Origin of the sequence: Serratia sp. HMSC15F11, from assembly GCF_001808215.1 — a bacterium.
GTDB lineage: Bacteria > Pseudomonadota > Gammaproteobacteria > Enterobacterales > Enterobacteriaceae > Serratia > Serratia nevei.
On the sequence record NZ_KV792509.1, the window covers coordinates 104,018 to 121,237 of the forward strand.

Here is a 17,220-nt window from a genome sequence, read left to right on the forward strand (position 1 = left end):
TCGCGAGTTCGAGCCTCGTTTCCCGCTCCAAACATTAGCCTGCTGAATCCCCGTGATTCGGCAGGTAAGCGAAAGGGGCCTCGGCCCCTTTTTCGTTTTCTATTCCCTCTCGCTTTCTGTACCTCACCCCTCTTTAATCAGCGGCTATGTTTCTGGCCGTCGATTCGATATACCGAAGCAACAGAATCGCGCGTTCTTCTTACATGATGTACTTTTTCTCTCCTCGCAAATAGTCTGGACATCCCAGTGGTTTTTCAGGCGGTATCGCCGCTCGGGGATGCTGCACAAACGACTTCAAGAAGGGATGTTTCCGCGAGTCTGATAACAAGGATTAAGCCCTGCTGGGCGGCGTCGCTTGGGCGGATAGCTGCTACCGACGTTGATTCCGCCATCTTTGTTACTGATTAATCGTGATGTCGTTCAAGCCATTGTCGCCCGATGAGTTTTATCGGGCGTTTTACTATTGCGGCGAGGCGTTCTTTAGACGACAAAAGAGGGCGACTTGTAGGTTTCTATAACGTTTACTCTCTGGATAAGAGTAAATTGAACCGAGTTTGATACGGCTGTACTGCGAATACGAAGAGGGGAGCCCGATGGTTTCAAAACTGAGTACGGTAGAGTTTATCATCGGCAATATCTCTGCGTCGGGTAAGCTTTCGGCGAAGAAGATGTTCGGTGAGTATGGTATTTATTGCGCTGAGAAAATGGTGGCGCTGGTCTGCGATGATCGGTTGTTTGTTAAACCGACGCCGGGTGGCAAAGCGTTTCTGAACGGACATTCAGAAGCGCCACCTTATCCGGGCGCAAAGCCTTGTTTTGTGATTCCGGAAGAGAAGTGGGGCGAAAGCGCCTGGCTTTCCCAATTAATCGCGCTCACTTATGCTCAGTTGCCTGCGGCGAAGAAAAAGGCCTCGAAGAAACCCACTTAAGCCTATGGATTACGGCGCCCGCCGGGTTGGGGCCTCTTTTTATTGCAATCCATAGGTTAAATATCCACTGCCGGTATCAAAGGAAGCGGGAACGGGAGGGAGTATGACGTCTGGCGCTATGCGGCATCTGGTCAGAAGAGTGGCAGGATGCATATTGTTCTTCGGGCTGGTCGCCCCGCCGTTAGGGGGCATGCTGATGCTGCTGCTGATGACGTTTGGTATCAGTGGCTATGTGGATCCCGGATACTTTAACGTCGGCGATGTGCTGGGAATGCTGGTGTTCATTGGGGCTTTTTCCTATGCGCTCGGTTTTCTGCCGGCATGTTTGGTGGGGGCTATCGTCGGAATCGCTCATCCCGGCATTCGCCGATTGCGGTGGTTTCTGTTGTTATGCGCGGTGCTATCCGCCGTTGCTCCTGGTTTGCTGAATGCCGATCAGCGTATTTTTGGTACGATCGCGGTTTTGCCAGGCACGATCGCTGGGTTTTTATGGTGGCGCCGGAGGTTGCGCGATGTCTCCCATGATGATGCTGTGCACGGTACCCCATCACCATAAGCAAATGAAAAGCCGGAGAGGGCGCGGGTAAGCGGTTCCTGCCGAGAAAAAAGAACCGATTTGCCCGTGAATTCCTGAACCGATGCATATAAAATCAACATTCCGCTTGCCTTTGCGTCGGCATTGTGAACAGTGCGCCCACAAAATAAGCAGTTGAAAGCGTTAGAGAACTTTTTGCTATTTCGGGGGGTTGCCAAGGTGGGGGGTTTAGTCCATAATGCAGTCCATCGATTCGGCAGTAACGAAATAAATTACTTAAGAATCAGATGATTAGGATAAGCGATTTCAACATCGCCAACCAAAAGAACAAAACGAAGTGGGTGAATCACCGGCTTTGGCCTGAAAAGGCAAACAGAATAAAGGCGCGTTAACAAAGCGGTTATGTAGCGGATTGCAAATCCGTCCAGTCCGGTTCGACTCCGGAACGCGCCTCCAACTTTCCCGAGCCCGGGTGGTGAAATCGGTAGACACAAGGGATTTAAAATCCCTCGGCTTATGGCTGTGCGGGTTCAAGTCCCGCCCCGGGTACCAGGGAACAAAAATACCGAATAATCAAAGCAATAAGTAGTAATGTCGTAACCGCCGAGAGGCGGTTTTTTTGTGTCTGAAATTCGTACTGCACCGGCATTTTTTCCTTTCTTGTTATCCCCTATACCCATGGATTGCCGCGTGCTTGGGGAGCCCCGCAGGGCTCCGAAATACAACTCATAAGAAACCGAACGCCGCGGCGAGGATCCAGCCGAAGACGCAGGAGACGCTGACGCCGATCAGGCCGGGCAGAATAAAGCTGTGGTTGATCACGAAGCGGCCGATGCGGGTGGTGCCGGAGCGGTCGAACTGGATCGCCGCCAGATCGCTGGGGTAGGTCGGCAGAATATAATAACCGTAACAGGCCGGCGCCGAAGCGACGATATAGGCCGGGTTGACGCCGATTGCCAGCGCCACCGGCACCAGTGCCGCCAGCGCGGCGGCCTGCGAGTTGACGAATTTCGACACGAGCAGCAGGATCAGCGCATAGGCCCAGGGATATTCTTTCACCAGCACGCCCAGCGTGGCTTCGATCTGCGCCAAGTGCGCGCCGAACATGGTTTCCGCCATCCAGGCGACGCCATACACCGCCACGATGGCGATCATGCCGGAGCGGAACACTTCGTTTTTAGAGATAGACGCCGGGTTGGTGCGGGTAATGATGACGATCAATGCCCCGGCCATCAGCATGCACATCTGGATCACCAGGACCATGGAGAGCGGTTTGCCGCCGAAGCTGGGCCGCAGATCGGAAAACGCCCCCAGCACCGCCACCAGTGCGATGGTGGCGAGGAAAATCCACATGGCGATCCAGTTGCTGCGTGGCAGCACCCGATCCAGTAAGGTGGCGGCATCGCCATAGACATAGCGATGGTTTTCCGGCACTGAGATGAATTTCTGGAACTCCGGGTCTTTGTCCAGGTCTTTGCCGCGGAACCAGCTGAAGATGCCGATCGCCAGAATGCCGCACAGCGTAGAAGGTATGGTGATAGAGAGCAGGTCGAGGAATTCCAGATGGCGGCCATTGAAGGTGTAACTGCTGAGCATCGCCACCAGTGAGACCACCGCCACCGAAACCGGGCTGGCGATAATACCCATCTGCGCGCCGATCGAGCTGGCCGCCATCGGCCGCTCCGGGCGGATGTTATTTTTGATCGCCACGTCATAAATGATCGGCAAGATGGTGTACACCACGTGCCCGGTGCCGCACAGGATAGTGAGAATGCAGGTCACGAACGGCGCGATGATCGAGACATAGCGCGGGTTACGTCGCAGCATCCGTTCGGCGATCTGCAGCATGACGTCCAACCCGCCCGAGGCCTGCAGGGTGGCGGAGGCCGCCACCACCGCGATGATCACCAGCATCACGTCTACCGGCGGTTTGCCGGGCTGCAGGTGAAAGCCGAACACCAGGATCATTAACCCGATCCCACCCAGTAACCCCAGCGCAATGCCGCCCTTACGCGCCCCATACAGCAGGCATGCCAATATCACCGCTAATTGCAGAAAGAAATCCATGATAAATACGCCTTAATAATGTTGAACTTAACTGCGCTCAGTTTCCGGCCGTGTTGGCTGCAGAAAATTGTTTTAAATCTAAAGGCACTAATAAATTTGTGGTTATTAACCCTAAAGAGTGATGCTGGTCACACTCAAAGGAGTCAGGGCGTAGGTGGCATCCGCACGAAAAAGCAAGCTAACAGGTCTGACCTCTACTATATGAGAGGTTTACTGACCCGAGGAGAAACCCATGGACCCGACAAAAATGACCGGACTGGCGCTGTTACAGGCTGCGATGGCCGGTAAAATCCCACCGGCTTCGATCGCTGAAACCGTGCCCATGAAACCGGTGGCGGTTGAAGAGGGGTACATCCGCATCTTGGCGCGGGCTGACGGGCGCCACCTGAATCCGCTGGGGGGCGTTCATGGCGGCTTTGCCGCCACGGTCTTGGACTCGGTGACCGGTTGCGCGGTGCACAGTACGCTGGGCGCGGGGATTGGGTATGGCACCGTCGATCTGCAGGTTAAAATGTTGCGCCCTGTGCCGAAGGAAACTGACCTGATCGCCGAAGGGCGTCTGGTCTATGCGGCCAAAAACGTGGCCTTCGCGGAAGGCACGCTCAAAACGGCGCAAGGGAAGCTGCTGGCTTCGGCAACCGCCACTTGTTTTATTATTCGCCCTACCGAATAAGCATCGCAATAACCTGCCTTTTATCGGGCTTCGGGCTATCAACCCGGGGCCTGATGCATTTCTCTTCGGTTGCACACAGCGCTGCGCTACGGCGGCAGGCGCGATACGCCATTGTGGTCTAGTATTCTGGGGTAAAAATTTATCGGAGTGATTATGCAACCGTATCCGTATAAAGAGGTTGAGTTTGATCATGAGCTTTGTTTGGCGATTGGCAAAGCCGTGTTGGACGTGGTGTCACAGGGGGATGAAACCAGCGCTCCAGGGGTGATGAACGCGATTGAGCGGTCGGTGGAACAGGGGCTGAATGACGACGAAATCGCCGCTGCCGACGATGCCCTGGATTTGATGGCGCGTCTCATCCACGGCTGCCGGTTTGTTAATCTACCGGGTGAAGAGGAGGCTTCTCGTGCATTGGTTGAATTTCAAACGCTACAAGAGTGACGTTGCCAGACAGGCCGTGCCGCCGCATTTGAATGCGGCTGAATTTGCACGGCATTACGCCGATAAGCCGCAAACCGATACGGAAGAGTATCTTTCGTTGAGCGGGGAGATGTGCTGGGATGCGGTGGTGCTTTGTGCCCACCGTTCAGGCGCGCTCAGCAAGGCGAAATACAAGCAGCTGTGGCAGACGGTGTTCGATAAGCAATACAAACATTTCGTTAGCCCGGACGATACCGAGATCCGCACGATGGCCGATATGCTGCGCGCGCCGCAGGGATGTTTTATCGGCATATTCTCCCTGCGTGACGCGGCGGCGCCCCGTTTGCTGCATGCCATGATCGGTACCGGAGCGGGATTTGCCGCAGGCAATAAAAATCTTTGCATCGGCGTGGGGGGCGCGGTCGGCTGGGAAAATCTCAATCTGGCGCGCGATCTGCGTTGGCAGCCTGAAGGCGGCTTTTTACGCCAGGGCGACAACGAAGTGCTGCGCATATTTTATCGGGCTTTCCCCGCCTGAGCCGGCCCGCATGCGTGTAGAGTAAAAAACCGCCGTCTGGCGGTTTTTTATTGGCGCGCGTCGCCCTTATTTGAACCCGCCGTTGCGAATGAATTCGAGGCCGGCGGTGGTGATCCGCGTTTGATTCGGGTCGATATCATAGTTGTTCTCGTCGATGTCGCTCATCACATAGGCCTGTATCAGGCCCTTGGTTTTGAGATAGGCGAAGGGATCGGCGAACGCATGCGGGCTGGTGGCGTCTTGTTTCCACAGTTCGTAGGTTTTTTCATCCAGCGTGCCGGGGTGATTGGCGGCCAGTCGAGTCAGGATCTGATTGTAGAACGCATAATCGGTCATGATACAGTCCCCTTTATCGCGAGCGATAATCGCGGAAAATGGCGGTAAGGTCTTTCAATCATAGCCGATGTTTTCCACCGCCTGTGCGGGTTAGCCGCGTTGGCTTTCAATCCAGTGGAACAGGCGTGAAATGGTGAAGGTGATATCGCCGATGTTGAAGAGTGCGCCGAGCCACAGGGTGAGCATAACAAGGATGCCGATGATGACGGGAAGGTCCATTTTGCTCATGATCGCGTGCTTCATCAATTAAGAGTGTGCTGTAAAGCCTACCATCAAACCCGATTGTCATAAAATGCGCTGCGTATTATTTCGGTTGAATTCAAAGCAAAAAAGCCACCCAAATGGGTGGCTTTTGTCTTTCAGCGCCGATCAGTCCAGCTTGGGATGCTGGTCGATCAGGATCTGCTTTTTCTTTTCCAATTCGGCGATCTGTGCGTTGATGTCCTCGACTTTCTGTTCGATGTTGTCGTAGGTCTCCTGCAGCAGCTCTTTCGCCTCTGAACGGTCAGATGCAGCCGGCGTCGCGCCGCGCAGCGGTTTGTTGGCGGTTTCTTTCATGTACAGACCGGTGATAAGACCGATCACCGCCACGACCATCAGATAGTAGGCCGGCATGTACAGGTTGCCGGTCACTTCGACCAGCCAGGCGGCGGCGGTCGGCGTCGCACCGGCGATCAGCACCGAAATGTTGAACGAAATCGCCAGCGCGCTGTAGCGGATGTGCGTCGGGAACATCGCCGGCAGAATCGAGGCCATCACCCCGGTGAAGGAGTTGAGCAGCACCGCCAGCACCAGCAGACCGACGAAGATCAGGCCAATCACGTTGCTGTTGATCAGAATGAAGCACGGGATCGCCAGCGCCAACAGGCCGATGCTGCCGCCGATAATGAACGGCTTACGGCCGATGCGGTCACTGGTCAGGCCGATTACCGGCTGTACGAACAGCATGCCGATCATGATGGCGATGATGATCAGAACGCCGTGATCTTCCGAGTAGTGCAGGTTATGCGACAGGTAGCTCGGCATGTAGGTCAGCAGCATGTAATAGGTCACGTTGGTGGAAATCACGATGCCGACGCACACCAGCAAACTTTTCCAGTGTTTGGCCGCGATCTCTTTGAACGAGGTTTTTGGCGGATTTTCGATGGCGTTGCGATCCTCTTTCTCCATCTTGTCCACGTGCTGTTGGAACGCCGGGGTTTCTTCCAGCGCATGGCGCAGATAGAGGCCGATCAAGCCCAACGGCGCGGCGATGAAGAACGGGATACGCCAGCCCCAGTCGAGGAAGTTGGCTTCGCCGACGATGCTGGAGATCAGCACCACCACGCCTGCGCCCATCACAAAGCCGGCGATGGAGCCGAAGTCCAGCCAGCTGCCCATAAAGCCGCGTTTGCGGTCCGGCGAGTATTCGGCGACGAAAATTGCCGCACCGGAATATTCACCGCCGACGGAGAAGCCCTGCGCCAGCTTGGCCAACAGCAGCAGGATCGGTGCCCAGATACCGATCGACGCATAGGACGGGATCAGGCCGATACAGAAGGTGCTGACCGCCATGATGATAATGGTGACCGAGAGCACCTTTTGGCGACCGAACTTGTCACCCATGGCGCCAAAGAACAGACCGCCGAGCGGACGCACCAGGAAGGGCACGGAGAAGGTTGCCAGCGCGGCGATCATTTGTACGCCGGGCGAGGCGCCGGGGAAGAAGACCTGGCCAAGTGCGTAGGCGACAAAGCCGTATACGCCGAAGTCGAACCACTCCATCGCGTTGCCCAGGGCCGCCGCGGTGATCGCCTTCTTGAGTTTGCTGTCATCGATGATGGTGATGTCGTTAATGTGCATCGGTTTATGTCGTTTTTTTCTTAACTTCATATAATCATCCCTTAATGAATTATTCGTTGTTCGTGAAAGCGTAATCTCCGTTCACTGTTGTTTTCGAGTTATCAAATCGGCTAATCGAATCGCGGTTCAAGACGATTCATTATCCACATTTAAGTTGAGATGTGGATCACAAAATACGGCCGTTTATACCAAGGTTATGTCATTTAGGTGACTAATTATTTTGCATCTATAGCTTAACGTTATATCTTGCGGCGATCAAATCCAGCAGTTTAACTTAAGTATTTGCACCGATTTGGTGCGAGAATGGTCTAATAATTGTGCGATTTGACGGTTTTTCGTCTGATTGGCCATGTTTGAAGTATAGAGAGTGCGGGAGATAAAACAGGAAAAATTGATGTGTTTGCCGCTTAAAATCTACCTGGCCGGATGGCCAGGCAGTTTGGATTAGAGGGCCGATGAACCGCCGAATTCCAGATAGATTTTCGCCAGGTTCTGGTACTGCGCGAAGCGGTTTTCGTCCACCGCCAGCTCCGCCTGACGACGCTGCTCCTGAGCATTCAGCCAATCGGTAATGGTGACGGCGCCCTGCCGGTAACGCACCTCGTTCAGCCGCTCCGATTTGCGCGCCAGCGCCAGCGAAGCCTGTAGTTGCGCCTCTTGTGCCAGCAGCTGCGCGCGCAGCGACAGGGCGTTATTCACATCGCCCATCGCCTTGTACAGCGCCTGCCTGAATTCCAGCACCTGCTGTTCGTAGTCGTTACGGGCGATCTTGATATCCACCCCCATTTGCCGCCATTGCAGGAACGGCAGCGTCAGGCCGGCGCCGAGACTGCCCGTCGGGTTGCGCAGAAACTCCAGCAGTGCGCTGCTGCTGGTGCCCAGCGAGCCGGTCAGTCTGAAAGCGGGGTAGTATTGCAGACGTTTCTCGTCGACGTTGGCCAGAGCGGCGCGCAACCGCAGCTCTTTGGCGCTGAGATCCGGGCGACGGCTCAAGACGTTGGCGGGAATGCCGGTGCTGATCTGCGGCATTGCCGCCGTCGGCAGACGTGCGGGCGCGATGGTGGTCTGGCCTGAAGGTACGCCCAGCAGCACCGCCTGTTCGTTCAACGCCTGTTGACGCTCGTGTTGCAACGTCAGCAGCCGGCTTTCCTGCGTCAGTACGTTTTGTTCCGCGTTCACCACGTCCAGTGCCGAGATGCTGCCGGCCCGGTAGCGGGCGTTGGCCAGCCGCAGCGTCTGTTTGGCGTAGGCTATGCTCGCCTGGCTGACGCCGATCTGCTGATTGAGGAAGCCGATGCGCCAGTAATTCGTGGCGGCGTTGGCCAGCAGCGTCAGGCGCGCCGTCTGCAGATCCTGCTCGGAAGCCTGGCTGGCCCATTCGGCGGCGTCGCGCTGGCGCGCCAATTTGCCCCACAGGTCGACTTCATAGCTCGTAGAGAGCGTCGCGCCGCTGGTTTTATTCCAGGCGGAGGACTCCGACAGCGGGCGATTGATGTTGCTGTTCAACGAAGCGTTGACGTCGGGCGCGGTGCTGATGCCGACGCGTTCAGCCTCGAGGCGCGCACGGTAGAGGCGCAACACGGCGACGGCCAGATCGTTGTTGCTGGCCATCACCTGATGCAGCCAGCGGTCGAGCTCGGGATCGTGGAAATCGCGCCAGTCGAACGGCGTCGGCGCGGCGTTTTCGGCGGCGTGCTGCCAGCTCGTCGGGTAGTTGACCTGTGGCGCCCGGTAGTCGCTTTTCAGGGCGTTGCCGCAGCCGGCGGTGAGCAGGGCGGCGAGGCTTAATGCCAAGGGAGAGAAAATTTTCATGGGTTACTCGCTGGCCAATGAAACGACCGGATCCATCCTTGCCGCTTTGCGGGCGGGGAGATAACCGAAGATCATGCCGATTAAGGTTGAACAGAAAAACGCCGTCGCGGCGGCTTGCCAGGAATAGATGGCGGTGAACATGCCGCCCGCCAGCGAGGTGAACAGCGAACCGGCGGCGAACGACAGTGCGATGCCCAATGCGCCGCCGATCAGGCAGACCAGCACCGCCTCGATCATGAACTGTTGCATGATGTCGCCGCGCCGTGCGCCGACCGCCATGCGCACGCCGATCTCATGGGTGCGCTCGGTCACCGAGACCAGCATGATGTTCATCACGCCCAGGCTGCCGATCACCAGCGAGATCGAGGCCACCATCAGGATCAGCAGGCTGAGCGTCATCGAGGTGCGCTCGATCGATTTACGGAACTGATCGCGGTTGAACGTCATGAAATCCTTGACGCCATGGCGCTGGGTCAGCAACTGCGTAATGGCGCTGACGGCGGCTTCGCTGGCGACGTCATCCTTCAGCCGCACGGTAATGCCGCTGAGCGTGGTTTTGCCGACCATGCGGTACATCACCGTGCTGTAGGGCATCCAGACGCTGATGCGGTTGGGCGCATAGTTGCGTTCGCTTTTGGCGACGCCGACCACCCGCGCCGGCACCGAGCCGAGAAACACGATCTGGCCGAGCGGTTCGACGCCGAAATCGCCGAACAGCGCCTGGCGCGCGTTGTCGTCGATGATCACTTCCTGCAGCGCGTTGCGATCGTCGCGGAAGGTGGCGCCTTGCACCAGCGTGATGCCGTTGACGCGGAAATAGTCGCGCCCGACGCCGGTGATTGACGCGGTGGCGGATTTACTGCGAAAGCGAATGCTGTCGGACGCGCTGACCTCCGGGCTGACGCTGTCGACGAAGCTTTGCTGCGCCAGCGCGTCGGCATCGGCCGGCACCAGGGTGCGGATGCTGTCGATGGCGTCGTCGAAGAAATCACGCCCCGGATAGATGCTTACCACGTTGGTGCCAAGTCCCTTGATATTCTCCAGCGTGCGCTGCTTGGCCCCTTCGCCCAGCGCCACGACCGTAACGACGGCGGCGATGCCGAAGATAATGCCGGTCATGGTCAGCGCGGTGCGCAGGCGATGGGCGTTCATCGCTTTCAGCGCCATGTGCAGCGATTCACGGGTGCGGTCGATCAGGCTTTGCCAGCCGCTTTGCCGGCTGCGGTTCGGCGGCGGCAGCGCTGCGGCGGGCGCCGATTGGCGGCCGCTGTCAGCGATGATCTCGCCATCCCGCAGCTCGATGACGCGCTGCGCATGTTGTGCCACGTTCATATCGTGGGTGACGATCACCACGGTGTGGCCGCGCTGATTGAGCTCGCTGAGGATCGCCAGCACTTCCTGGCCGGATTGGGTGTCCAGCGCGCCGGTCGGTTCGTCTGCCAGGATAATTTCGCCGCCGTTGATCAGCGAGCGCGCGATGCTGACGCGCTGTTGCTGGCCGCCGGAAAGCTGGCCGGGCTTGTGGTCTTCGCGTCCTTCCAGACCCAACCGAGCGAGCAGCTGTGCTGCCCGCTGCCGCCGCTGATCGCGCCGGGCGTTGGCGTAGATGGCCGGAATTTCAACGTTGCCCAGCGCGCTGAGATCGGGCATCAGGTGATAACGCTGGAAGATAAAGCCGATATGCTCGCGGCGCAGGCGGGCCAGTTCGTCCGGCGACAGGTGGGCGGCGTTCTGGCCGCTGATGTAGTAGTCGCCGCGATCCGGCACGTCGAGACAGCCCATGATGTTCATCAGCGTCGATTTGCCGGAGCCGGAGGCGCCGATGATCGCCACCAGCTCGCCGGCGGCGATGGTCAAATCGATGTCTTTCAACACCGTCAGCGCCTGACCGCCGTTGGTGTAGGTCCGGCTGATGCCTTTTAGCTCGATGATCGCGTTCACAGGAAAATGCCATCCTCAGCCGACTTGGCGGCGGGCTGCGACAGCACCACGGTTTCACCGGCTTTCAGGCCGCTGAGGATCTGAATGTCGACGTTGTTGGTGATGCCGGTGGTCACTTCGCGCGTTTCCAGCCGCTGATCCTGGGTCAGCACCTGCACCTGTTGCACTTTTCCTTCGGTTTTATGCACCGCCTGGATTGGTACCAGCAGAGCATTCTTCGCTTCGCCGAGCAGCAAGGAAACCTGCGCGGTCATGGCGATGCGCAGGCGGTTTTCCGGGTTGGGCACGTCCAGCAGCGCGTTGTAATAGACCGACGCGTTCGAGGTGCCGGAGCCCGAAGCGGAGCTGGTGCCGGCGAGCGAGTCGTCTTTCATCACCGATTCCGGCGCCAGTTCGATGGTGCGCAGCGTGGCGTCGTAGCGTTTATCCGGATCGGAGAAAATGGTGAAGTAAGCCTTTTGCCCGGGCGAAATGCGGGTGATGTCGGCTTCAGAGATCTGCGCCTTGATGGTCATCATATCCAGCCGCGCCAGCTTGACGATGGTCGGCGCACTTTGGGTGGAGTTGACCGTTTGCCCCTGCTGCGTGACCACGGCGATGACGATACCGTCCATCGGCGCGACGACGCGGGTATACCCCAGGTCGATCTTTTTCTTGTCGACTTCAATCTGCGCCTGCACCAGGCGCGCATTGAGCGAAAGCAGTTCGGCGCGGGTGGTGGCGAGCGTGGCCTCGGCGGTTTCGAAGTCTTCACGCGAGCTGGCTTCGTCGTTCAGCATGCGCCGCTGGCGTTTGAAACGCGACTCGGCCTGCTTAAGCTGTGCCTGCTTGGCCTGCAGTTCGGCTTTGATGACGTTCAGCGCCGCCTCGGCGTTGCGCAGATCGTTGCGCTGTTGCAGATCGTCGATGTCGGCGATCGGCTGTCCTTTGGTGACGCGATCCCCCAGTTTGACCTTCAGCGATTTGACTTCACCGGAGACCCGCGCGCCGACGTTAACGCGTTCGACGGCATCCAGTCGCCCGGTGGCCAACACGGCATTCTCGATATCGCCCAGGCGGGCCGGTGCGGTAACGTAATCCTGCTGCGGCGGGCGTTGCCAATAAAGGGTTAGCGCGATGGCGACGGCGATGAAAACGATGACGGCGATCAACGCCAGACGACGGGGTGTGAGTTTCAGTGATGGCATGCCCAGGTTTTCCATAACGATAAAAGCGGCGGTTCCAGTCTGCCATCATGGCAGCGCCAGCCTGAACTGGCGCTAAACGTGAGGCGCTTGCCCGCTGGAAAGGGGATAGTAAAGGCTTTCCCGCTAAAGATCACGGTGAGTTATTATCCGCCGGGTGTGCAACCGGCTGTGCGGCACGCTATACTGGCTAAAAAACCAGTATTCATTCATCAGCAGGATAACGCCGCCGCCATGATGCCAAACCGCCTCGAGCCGGAAATCGACATTTACCAATACCCGGAGCACCTGCGCGCCTGCCTGGCGCCGTTGCCCAAAGGGCCGGGCGTCTATGTGTTTCACGGCCAGAGCGAAAGCCTGCCGCTTTACATCGGTAAAAGCGTCAACGTACGCAGCCGCGTAATGGCGCATTTCCGTGCCCAGGATGAGGCAAAAATGCTGCGGCAAACCCGGCACATCAGCTTTATTGAGACTGCGGGCGAGTTGGGGGCACTGCTGCTGGAGGCGCAATTGATCAAGCAACAGCAGCCGCTGTTCAACAAACGCCTGCGGCGCTCGAAACAGCTGTGCGCGCTGCGTCTGCAGGCGGACACGGTGACGATTGCCCACGCCAAAGAGATCGATTTCGCCGTCACGCCCCACCTTTATGGGCTGTTTGCCAATCGCCATGCCGCGCTGGAAAAGCTGCGCGCCATCGCCGACGAGCATCGTTTATGTTACGGCAAGCTGGGGATCGACAAGCTGCCCGCCGGGCGCGCCTGCTTCCGCTACAGCCTGCGCAAGTGCGCCGGTGCCTGCTGCGGCGTGGAGCCGGCGCAGGAACATGCGCGGCGGCTCGGCGCGGCGCTGGAACAGCTACGCATCGCCTGTTGGCCGTTCGCCGGGCGAGTGGCGTTGGAAGAGCAGGGCGAGACGCTGCGCCAGTACCATGTAATTCACAATTGGTTTTATCTGGGCTCGGTCAGCAGCCTGGCGCAGGCACAGCGGCTGCAGAGCGCGGCCAGCCACTTTGACAGCGATGGCTACAAGATTTTGTGCAAGCCGCTCATCACCGGCGATTACCGGATTATTGAGCTGCCGTAATGCCATAACGCTATCGATAACCTAAGACTTATCTGTAAATTCAGGGTATTATGCTAAAAAAGCTTGAGTCCATAAGGTTGTTGTGGATAATGGCACCCCGAAGCGAAGGAACGCGCTATTAACTCAGTTGGCAGAGTGATTGGTTTTATAATGGCTTGTTTTGGCTTGAAAATTGATAGACGCGGGTTCGAGTCCTGCATAGCGCGCCAGCTTTCTTCCCTTCATCTCACCGCGCTTACCGTAAAGCGCACCCGGGTTGATTTGCACTATCGGCTCCTCGTTGGGATTTTCGGGTGTGTTTTACCGTAACCGCTGGCTTTCCTTCCTCTTTCTCTTTCGATCCTTTGCTAAACTGTAATCAGGCAGGCTTGCTGCCCGGCAACAGGAGGTCGATATGTCTCACTCCGAGCAACTGCAGGAACTCTTGCAACGCGTCGCCGCCCTCGAGGCGAGAGAGAAAGCGCTGAGCGCCGCGTCCAACGCTTATCAGGCGATTATCACCACCATGTTGGGCAATATGGAGAAGACCGAACGTGACCGGATCATCGCGATGATCGATCAGGCTCATGAAATCGCTTACGCCCGCGCCATTCAACGCAGCAACGAACCGCAAAAGCAGAAAATCAAACAGGCCGACGATGTAGCCCAGCGCATGTTCATGTTTGCGCAAGGCAAGGCCGCCCAGCCGCGCTGAATCCGAACTATAACAGTTGCCGCCATTAAGTTGGCTAACTGATCTACCAGGCGAAACTGTACTTGTGTTACTTTTGGCGGTGAGATTTGATGGCAATGCTGTTTCCAGCATAAGGTTGTAACGATGGACGCGATTAAAAGCATCTTGGTTAAAGAAATTGAACAGATCAATCGGCGCGAAGGGCGTGACGGCAAGCCGCGCTTCAACAGCGAATTCGCCCGCACTCACCGCTATCTGTGCCTTGCCATGTTCGCCGGTTATTTCGCGGTGATCGCCGTGATGTACCAGGTGCCTTACATGGGGATATATGCCTTCCTGGGCTTCACCGCTTTCGTGCTGTTCATGTTCGCCATGCTGCTGATAGAGATCCGGCCGGTATACCGCTTCGAGGACATCGGGGTGCTGGATCTGCGGGTTTGCTACAACGGCGAATGGTACTTTACCCGCGCGCTGTCGCCTTATGCGGTGCAGCAGCTGCTGGATGAGCCGTCTATCGGCGCCGCGCTGAAACAGAAGATGCGGGTGATCATCGGCAACAAGGGCGAAATCGACTTCTACGACGTGTACGACATGGCCTACGGAAAAAAGCCGCAGGATGAGCCACCGCAGCTGGCGGCGGCAAACTGAAAGGTTTCCGGCCGGCGGCTTGTCGATTATACTCAGCGTTTGAACGTGAAGCAGAGTGAGGACCAAGCGATGAGTGATGATATTTTCGATTTTGATATCGATGCCGAACTGGCGAAAGCCGAAGAAAAAGCGGCGCAGAAGGTAAAAGAGGTCCCTGAGTTCCTCGAAGACGAAGCGGACTGCGAAGGTTGCAAGATCTGATCGCCTGACCCATAAAAAAACCGCCGCGGCGGTTTTTTTTATCTCTGAGCGTCGCGCGGTATCAATCCAGCACGAATCCCCAGATGAGGAACGCCGCCACCAGAATCAGGCAAAGTGCGGACACCGTCACCAGTATTTTCCCCAGAATGTCTTTTTCTTGTTCCCGCTGCTTCACGTTGAAATTATCCAATTAAAAGTCTATGGACCAAACCGGCGATGCTGAGATCGAGCGCCGCTACGCCCAGCGCCATGATTGTCATCACCGAAAGAAATCGAGTCTTGCCGTTCACATCCCTAATCCCTGTTGGCGCCGCTGTTAAATTGTTTTTATATCAACCGGATATAATTCAGCGGCGCCGTACTTCATGCATCATGATAGTGATTAAGAACGTTCTTAAGGCCAGAAGTTCCCTCGTCTGGTAACGCAGCCGGTGCGGCAGCGTCAGTCGGTTACGATCCGCACGCCTATTTTGCTGACTTGATTGCCGTCCATTTCGGCGATGGTCCAGGTCAGGCCGTCCCATTCCACCTGGTCGCCGATCACCGGTTCGCCGCCAATCAGCTGAATGACGAACTGGCCAAGCGTCTGCTGCTCGTCCACGTCGTCTTGCAGATTGAGGCCATAAAGCTGCGAGATGTCGCTTAAACGGGCGTCGGATTGCAGGATAAAGTCGCCGAAGAAGCGCTCGTCGAGCGTCACGGCCGGCGCCTGGCTGAACAGCTTACCGAGGATCGGCAGGTCGTGCTCATGGCCGATGACGCACAGAATATCGTTCTCCCGCAGTCGGGTACTGCCGCTAGGGTGCAGCAGCTCTTTGCCGCGGAACAGGGCGGCGATGCGGGTGTTGGGCGGCATTCTCAGCTCACGCAGCGCCGCGCCGACGCACCAGTTTTCTGCCGAAAGCTGATACACGAACTGCTCCCACTGGTTCTCCGGGTGCACATCCAACCCAACGCGGGAGATCGGCGTCAGCGCCGGCGGCACGATCACCTTGGCTTTTTTGGCGGCAAACGACAGCGTGGTGCCTTGCAGTAGTAGGGAGACCAGCACCACAAAGAACGCCACGTTGAAGAACAGCTGGGCGTTGGGCAGGCCGGCCATCATCGGGAACACCGCCAGGATCACCGGCACTGCGCCGCGCAGGCCGACCCAGGAAATAAAGCCGCGTTCCCGCAGGGTAAAGCTGCGGAACGGCAGCAGGCCGATAAACACCGACAGCGGGCGGGCAAACAGGATCATCCACAGCGACAGCAGCAGGGCAGGGATGGCGATCGGCAGCAGTTCGTGCGGGTTGAGCAGCAGGCCGAGCACCAGGAACATGCCGATCTGGCTGAGCCAGGCCAGGCCGTCGAAGGTTTGTACAATGCCGTGACGGTTGCGGATCGGTCGATTTCCCAGCAGCAGGCCGCACAGGTACACCGCCAGAATGCCGCTGCCGTCCAGCGCGGTGGTCAGCGCGAAAATAAGAATGCCGCCGCTCACCGCCAGCAGCGGATAAAGGCCGTCCGCCAGTTTGATGTGGTTGATCAGCGTCAGCAGCAGCCAGCCGCCGCCCAGACCGAAGACGATGCCCATGCCGAACTGCTGCATCAGATGCAGCGGGAAGGTCCAGCTCAGCGCGGTTTCCCCGGCGGCGATCATCGCAATCAGCGTGATGGTGAGAAATACCGCCATCGGATCGTTGCTGCCGGACTCGATCTCCAGCGTGGCGCTGACACGTTCATTCAAGCCTTTGCCGCCCAGCAACGAGAAGACCGCGGCGGCATCGGTGGAACCGATAATGGCGCCGATCAGCAAGCCCTGCAGCAGATCGAGATTGAACAGCCAGGCGGCGGCCATGCCGGTCAGGCCGGCGGTGATCACCACGCCGACGGTGGCGAGAGACAGCGCCGGCCACAGGGCGACGCGGAAAGAGCTGACCCGGGTGCGCATGCCGCCGTCGAGCAGGATCACCGCCAACGCGAGGTTGCTGACCAGGTAAGCGACCGGATAATTGCTGAAGACGATGCCGCCGGGGCCGTCGACGCCGGCCAACATGCCGATCGCCAGGAAGATCACCAGGATCGGAATACCGAGCCGGGAAGAAAATGAGCTGAGCAGAATGCTTGCCCCCACCAGCACGGCACCGATGACGAACAAACTGTTAATGGTGCTGGCATCCAAAATATCGTTCTCCTGAGGCTGGGGGATAGGGGGCACTGCGCGTGTGTCGATGATAGCGTGTTTAGTGGGTAAAACGCCAAGGCTGATTGCGAAAACAACCGATCAATTATTGCCCTTTGGTGTGATTAACCGAAGAAAGTGAGGAGAAGAGAGAGAATCCTGCCTTTTATCCAA

The 17,220-nt window shown here is 57.6% G+C and carries 18 protein-coding genes and 4 tRNA genes (1 of these 22 running past the window's edge); 13 read left to right on the plus strand and 9 right to left on the minus strand.

Annotated elements, in window-relative coordinates; all coding sequences use genetic code 11:
• The 5 genes from HMPREF3138_RS24015 to HMPREF3138_RS24035 all read left to right on the plus strand — a co-directional run.
• A tRNA-OTHER gene (locus tag HMPREF3138_RS24015) sits at positions 1-30 on the plus strand (it extends 52 nt beyond the left edge of the window).
• A gap of 563 nt (positions 31-593) precedes the next feature.
• Complete coding sequence (locus HMPREF3138_RS24020) at positions 594-929, plus strand: TfoX/Sxy family protein (RefSeq protein ID WP_038875625.1); 336 nt, start codon at positions 594-596, stop codon at positions 927-929.
• A 103-nt stretch (positions 930-1,032) separates the two neighbouring features.
• Positions 1,033-1,485, plus strand: a complete 453-nt coding sequence (locus HMPREF3138_RS24025) for a hypothetical protein (protein WP_049194208.1) — start codon at positions 1,033-1,035, stop codon at positions 1,483-1,485.
• 361 nt (positions 1,486-1,846) lie between these two features.
• A tRNA-Cys gene (locus HMPREF3138_RS24030) sits at positions 1,847-1,920 on the plus strand.
• Positions 1,921-1,930: 10 nt separating this feature from the next.
• A tRNA-Leu gene (locus HMPREF3138_RS24035) sits at positions 1,931-2,016 on the plus strand.
• A gap of 174 nt (positions 2,017-2,190) precedes the next feature.
• On the opposite strand, the gene HMPREF3138_RS24040 is transcribed toward HMPREF3138_RS24035, so the two are convergent.
• Entirely contained in the window at positions 2,191-3,531 is a 1,341-nt protein-coding gene (locus tag HMPREF3138_RS24040; protein ID WP_025302367.1) for an anaerobic C4-dicarboxylate transporter, read from the minus strand.
• A 232-nt stretch (positions 3,532-3,763) separates the two neighbouring features.
• On the opposite strand from HMPREF3138_RS24040, the gene HMPREF3138_RS24045 reads away from it, so the two are divergent.
• From HMPREF3138_RS24045 to HMPREF3138_RS24055, 3 genes are all read left to right on the plus strand, one after another.
• The gene (locus HMPREF3138_RS24045; protein ID WP_038875384.1) at positions 3,764-4,204 is read left to right on the plus strand and encodes a PaaI family thioesterase; all 441 of its coding nucleotides are present in this window, start codon (positions 3,764-3,766) and stop codon (positions 4,202-4,204) included.
• A 153-nt stretch (positions 4,205-4,357) separates the two neighbouring features.
• Positions 4,358-4,645, plus strand: a complete 288-nt coding sequence (locus tag HMPREF3138_RS24050) for a hypothetical protein (RefSeq protein ID WP_038875386.1) — start codon at positions 4,358-4,360, stop codon at positions 4,643-4,645.
• Positions 4,578-5,162: a hypothetical protein gene (locus HMPREF3138_RS24055; RefSeq protein WP_223294881.1), complete on the plus strand. Its 585-nt coding sequence runs from the start codon at positions 4,578-4,580 to the stop codon at positions 5,160-5,162. Before HMPREF3138_RS24050 ends, HMPREF3138_RS24055 begins: the two co-directional genes overlap by 68 nt.
• 66 nt (positions 5,163-5,228) lie before the next feature.
• On the opposite strand, the gene HMPREF3138_RS24060 is transcribed toward HMPREF3138_RS24055, so the two are convergent.
• The 6 genes from HMPREF3138_RS24060 to HMPREF3138_RS24080 form a co-directional block, all read right to left on the minus strand.
• The gene (locus HMPREF3138_RS24060) at positions 5,229-5,498 is read right to left on the minus strand and encodes a hypothetical protein (RefSeq protein ID WP_038875392.1); all 270 of its coding nucleotides are present in this window, start codon (positions 5,496-5,498) and stop codon (positions 5,229-5,231) included.
• A 90-nt stretch (positions 5,499-5,588) separates the two neighbouring features.
• Positions 5,589-5,726, minus strand: a complete 138-nt coding sequence (locus tag HMPREF3138_RS26800) for a hypothetical protein (protein WP_162215441.1) — start codon at positions 5,724-5,726, stop codon at positions 5,589-5,591.
• A 141-nt stretch (positions 5,727-5,867) separates the two neighbouring features.
• Positions 5,868-7,370 carry a glycine betaine/L-proline transporter ProP gene (proP, locus tag HMPREF3138_RS24065; RefSeq protein ID WP_038875399.1) on the minus strand — a complete coding sequence of 501 codons (1,503 nt, stop codon included), beginning with the start codon at positions 7,368-7,370 and terminating at the stop codon, positions 5,868-5,870.
• Positions 7,371-7,784: 414 nt separating this feature from the next.
• Complete coding sequence (locus HMPREF3138_RS24070; protein WP_038875402.1) at positions 7,785-9,152, minus strand: macrolide efflux RND transporter outer membrane subunit EtsC; 1,368 nt, start codon at positions 9,150-9,152, stop codon at positions 7,785-7,787.
• A 3-nt stretch (positions 9,153-9,155) separates the two neighbouring features.
• Positions 9,156-11,093, minus strand: a complete 1,938-nt coding sequence (locus HMPREF3138_RS24075; protein ID WP_038881825.1) for a MacB family efflux pump subunit — start codon at positions 11,091-11,093, stop codon at positions 9,156-9,158.
• Entirely contained in the window at positions 11,090-12,271 is a 1,182-nt protein-coding gene (locus HMPREF3138_RS24080) for a macrolide efflux RND transporter periplasmic adaptor subunit EtsA (RefSeq protein WP_038875627.1), read from the minus strand. Before HMPREF3138_RS24080 ends, HMPREF3138_RS24075 begins: the two co-directional genes overlap by 4 nt.
• A gap of 240 nt (positions 12,272-12,511) precedes the next feature.
• Here HMPREF3138_RS24080 and cho point away from each other — a divergent pair, with 240 nt between their 5' ends.
• From cho to HMPREF3138_RS27425, 5 genes are all read left to right on the plus strand, one after another.
• A complete protein-coding gene (cho, locus tag HMPREF3138_RS24085; protein ID WP_038875409.1) occupies positions 12,512-13,360 on the plus strand; it encodes an excinuclease Cho in 849 nt (282 codons plus the stop codon).
• 112 nt (positions 13,361-13,472) lie between these two features.
• A tRNA-OTHER gene (locus HMPREF3138_RS24090) sits at positions 13,473-13,569 on the plus strand.
• A gap of 185 nt (positions 13,570-13,754) precedes the next feature.
• Positions 13,755-14,054, plus strand: a complete 300-nt coding sequence (locus HMPREF3138_RS24095; RefSeq protein ID WP_016928230.1) for a sigma-S stabilization anti-adapter protein IraP — start codon at positions 13,755-13,757, stop codon at positions 14,052-14,054.
• A gap of 123 nt (positions 14,055-14,177) precedes the next feature.
• Entirely contained in the window at positions 14,178-14,681 is a 504-nt protein-coding gene (locus HMPREF3138_RS24100; protein WP_038875410.1) for a YlaC family protein, read from the plus strand.
• A gap of 69 nt (positions 14,682-14,750) precedes the next feature.
• Entirely contained in the window at positions 14,751-14,882 is a 132-nt protein-coding gene (locus tag HMPREF3138_RS27425; protein WP_015377413.1) for a hypothetical protein, read from the plus strand.
• A gap of 61 nt (positions 14,883-14,943) precedes the next feature.
• On the opposite strand, the gene HMPREF3138_RS27430 is transcribed toward HMPREF3138_RS27425, so the two are convergent.
• Complete coding sequence (locus HMPREF3138_RS27430) at positions 14,944-15,072, minus strand: hypothetical protein (protein ID WP_038875412.1); 129 nt, start codon at positions 15,070-15,072, stop codon at positions 14,944-14,946.
• A 252-nt stretch (positions 15,073-15,324) separates the two neighbouring features.
• A complete protein-coding gene (locus tag HMPREF3138_RS24105; RefSeq protein ID WP_038875414.1) occupies positions 15,325-17,046 on the minus strand; it encodes a potassium/proton antiporter in 1,722 nt (573 codons plus the stop codon).
• Positions 17,047-17,220 lie beyond the last annotated feature (174 nt).

What these genes read in the sequence shown, in the direction of transcription:
- cho (WP_038875409.1), top strand. Translation starts at nt 12,512, where the DNA reads ATGATGCCAAACCGCCTCGAGCCGGAAATCGACATTTACCAATACCCG.
- HMPREF3138_RS24025 (WP_049194208.1), top strand. Translation starts at nt 1,033, where the DNA reads ATGACGTCTGGCGCTATGCGGCATCTGGTCAGAAGAGTGGCAGGATGC.
- HMPREF3138_RS24040 (WP_025302367.1), bottom strand. Translation starts at nt 3,531, where the DNA reads ATGGATTTCTTTCTGCAATTAGCGGTGATATTGGCATGCCTGCTGTAT.
- HMPREF3138_RS24020 (WP_038875625.1), top strand. Translation starts at nt 594, where the DNA reads ATGGTTTCAAAACTGAGTACGGTAGAGTTTATCATCGGCAATATCTCT.
- HMPREF3138_RS24060 (WP_038875392.1), bottom strand. Translation starts at nt 5,498, where the DNA reads ATGACCGATTATGCGTTCTACAATCAGATCCTGACTCGACTGGCCGCC.
- HMPREF3138_RS24095 (WP_016928230.1), top strand. Translation starts at nt 13,755, where the DNA reads ATGTCTCACTCCGAGCAACTGCAGGAACTCTTGCAACGCGTCGCCGCC.
- HMPREF3138_RS24070 (WP_038875402.1), bottom strand. Translation starts at nt 9,152, where the DNA reads ATGAAAATTTTCTCTCCCTTGGCATTAAGCCTCGCCGCCCTGCTCACC.
- HMPREF3138_RS27425 (WP_015377413.1), top strand. Translation starts at nt 14,751, where the DNA reads ATGAGTGATGATATTTTCGATTTTGATATCGATGCCGAACTGGCGAAA.
- HMPREF3138_RS24050 (WP_038875386.1), top strand. Translation starts at nt 4,358, where the DNA reads ATGCAACCGTATCCGTATAAAGAGGTTGAGTTTGATCATGAGCTTTGT.
- HMPREF3138_RS24045 (WP_038875384.1), top strand. Translation starts at nt 3,764, where the DNA reads ATGGACCCGACAAAAATGACCGGACTGGCGCTGTTACAGGCTGCGATG.
- proP (WP_038875399.1), bottom strand. Translation starts at nt 7,370, where the DNA reads ATGAAGTTAAGAAAAAAACGACATAAACCGATGCACATTAACGACATC.
- HMPREF3138_RS24100 (WP_038875410.1), top strand. Translation starts at nt 14,178, where the DNA reads ATGGACGCGATTAAAAGCATCTTGGTTAAAGAAATTGAACAGATCAAT.
- HMPREF3138_RS26800 (WP_162215441.1), bottom strand. Translation starts at nt 5,726, where the DNA reads ATGAGCAAAATGGACCTTCCCGTCATCATCGGCATCCTTGTTATGCTC.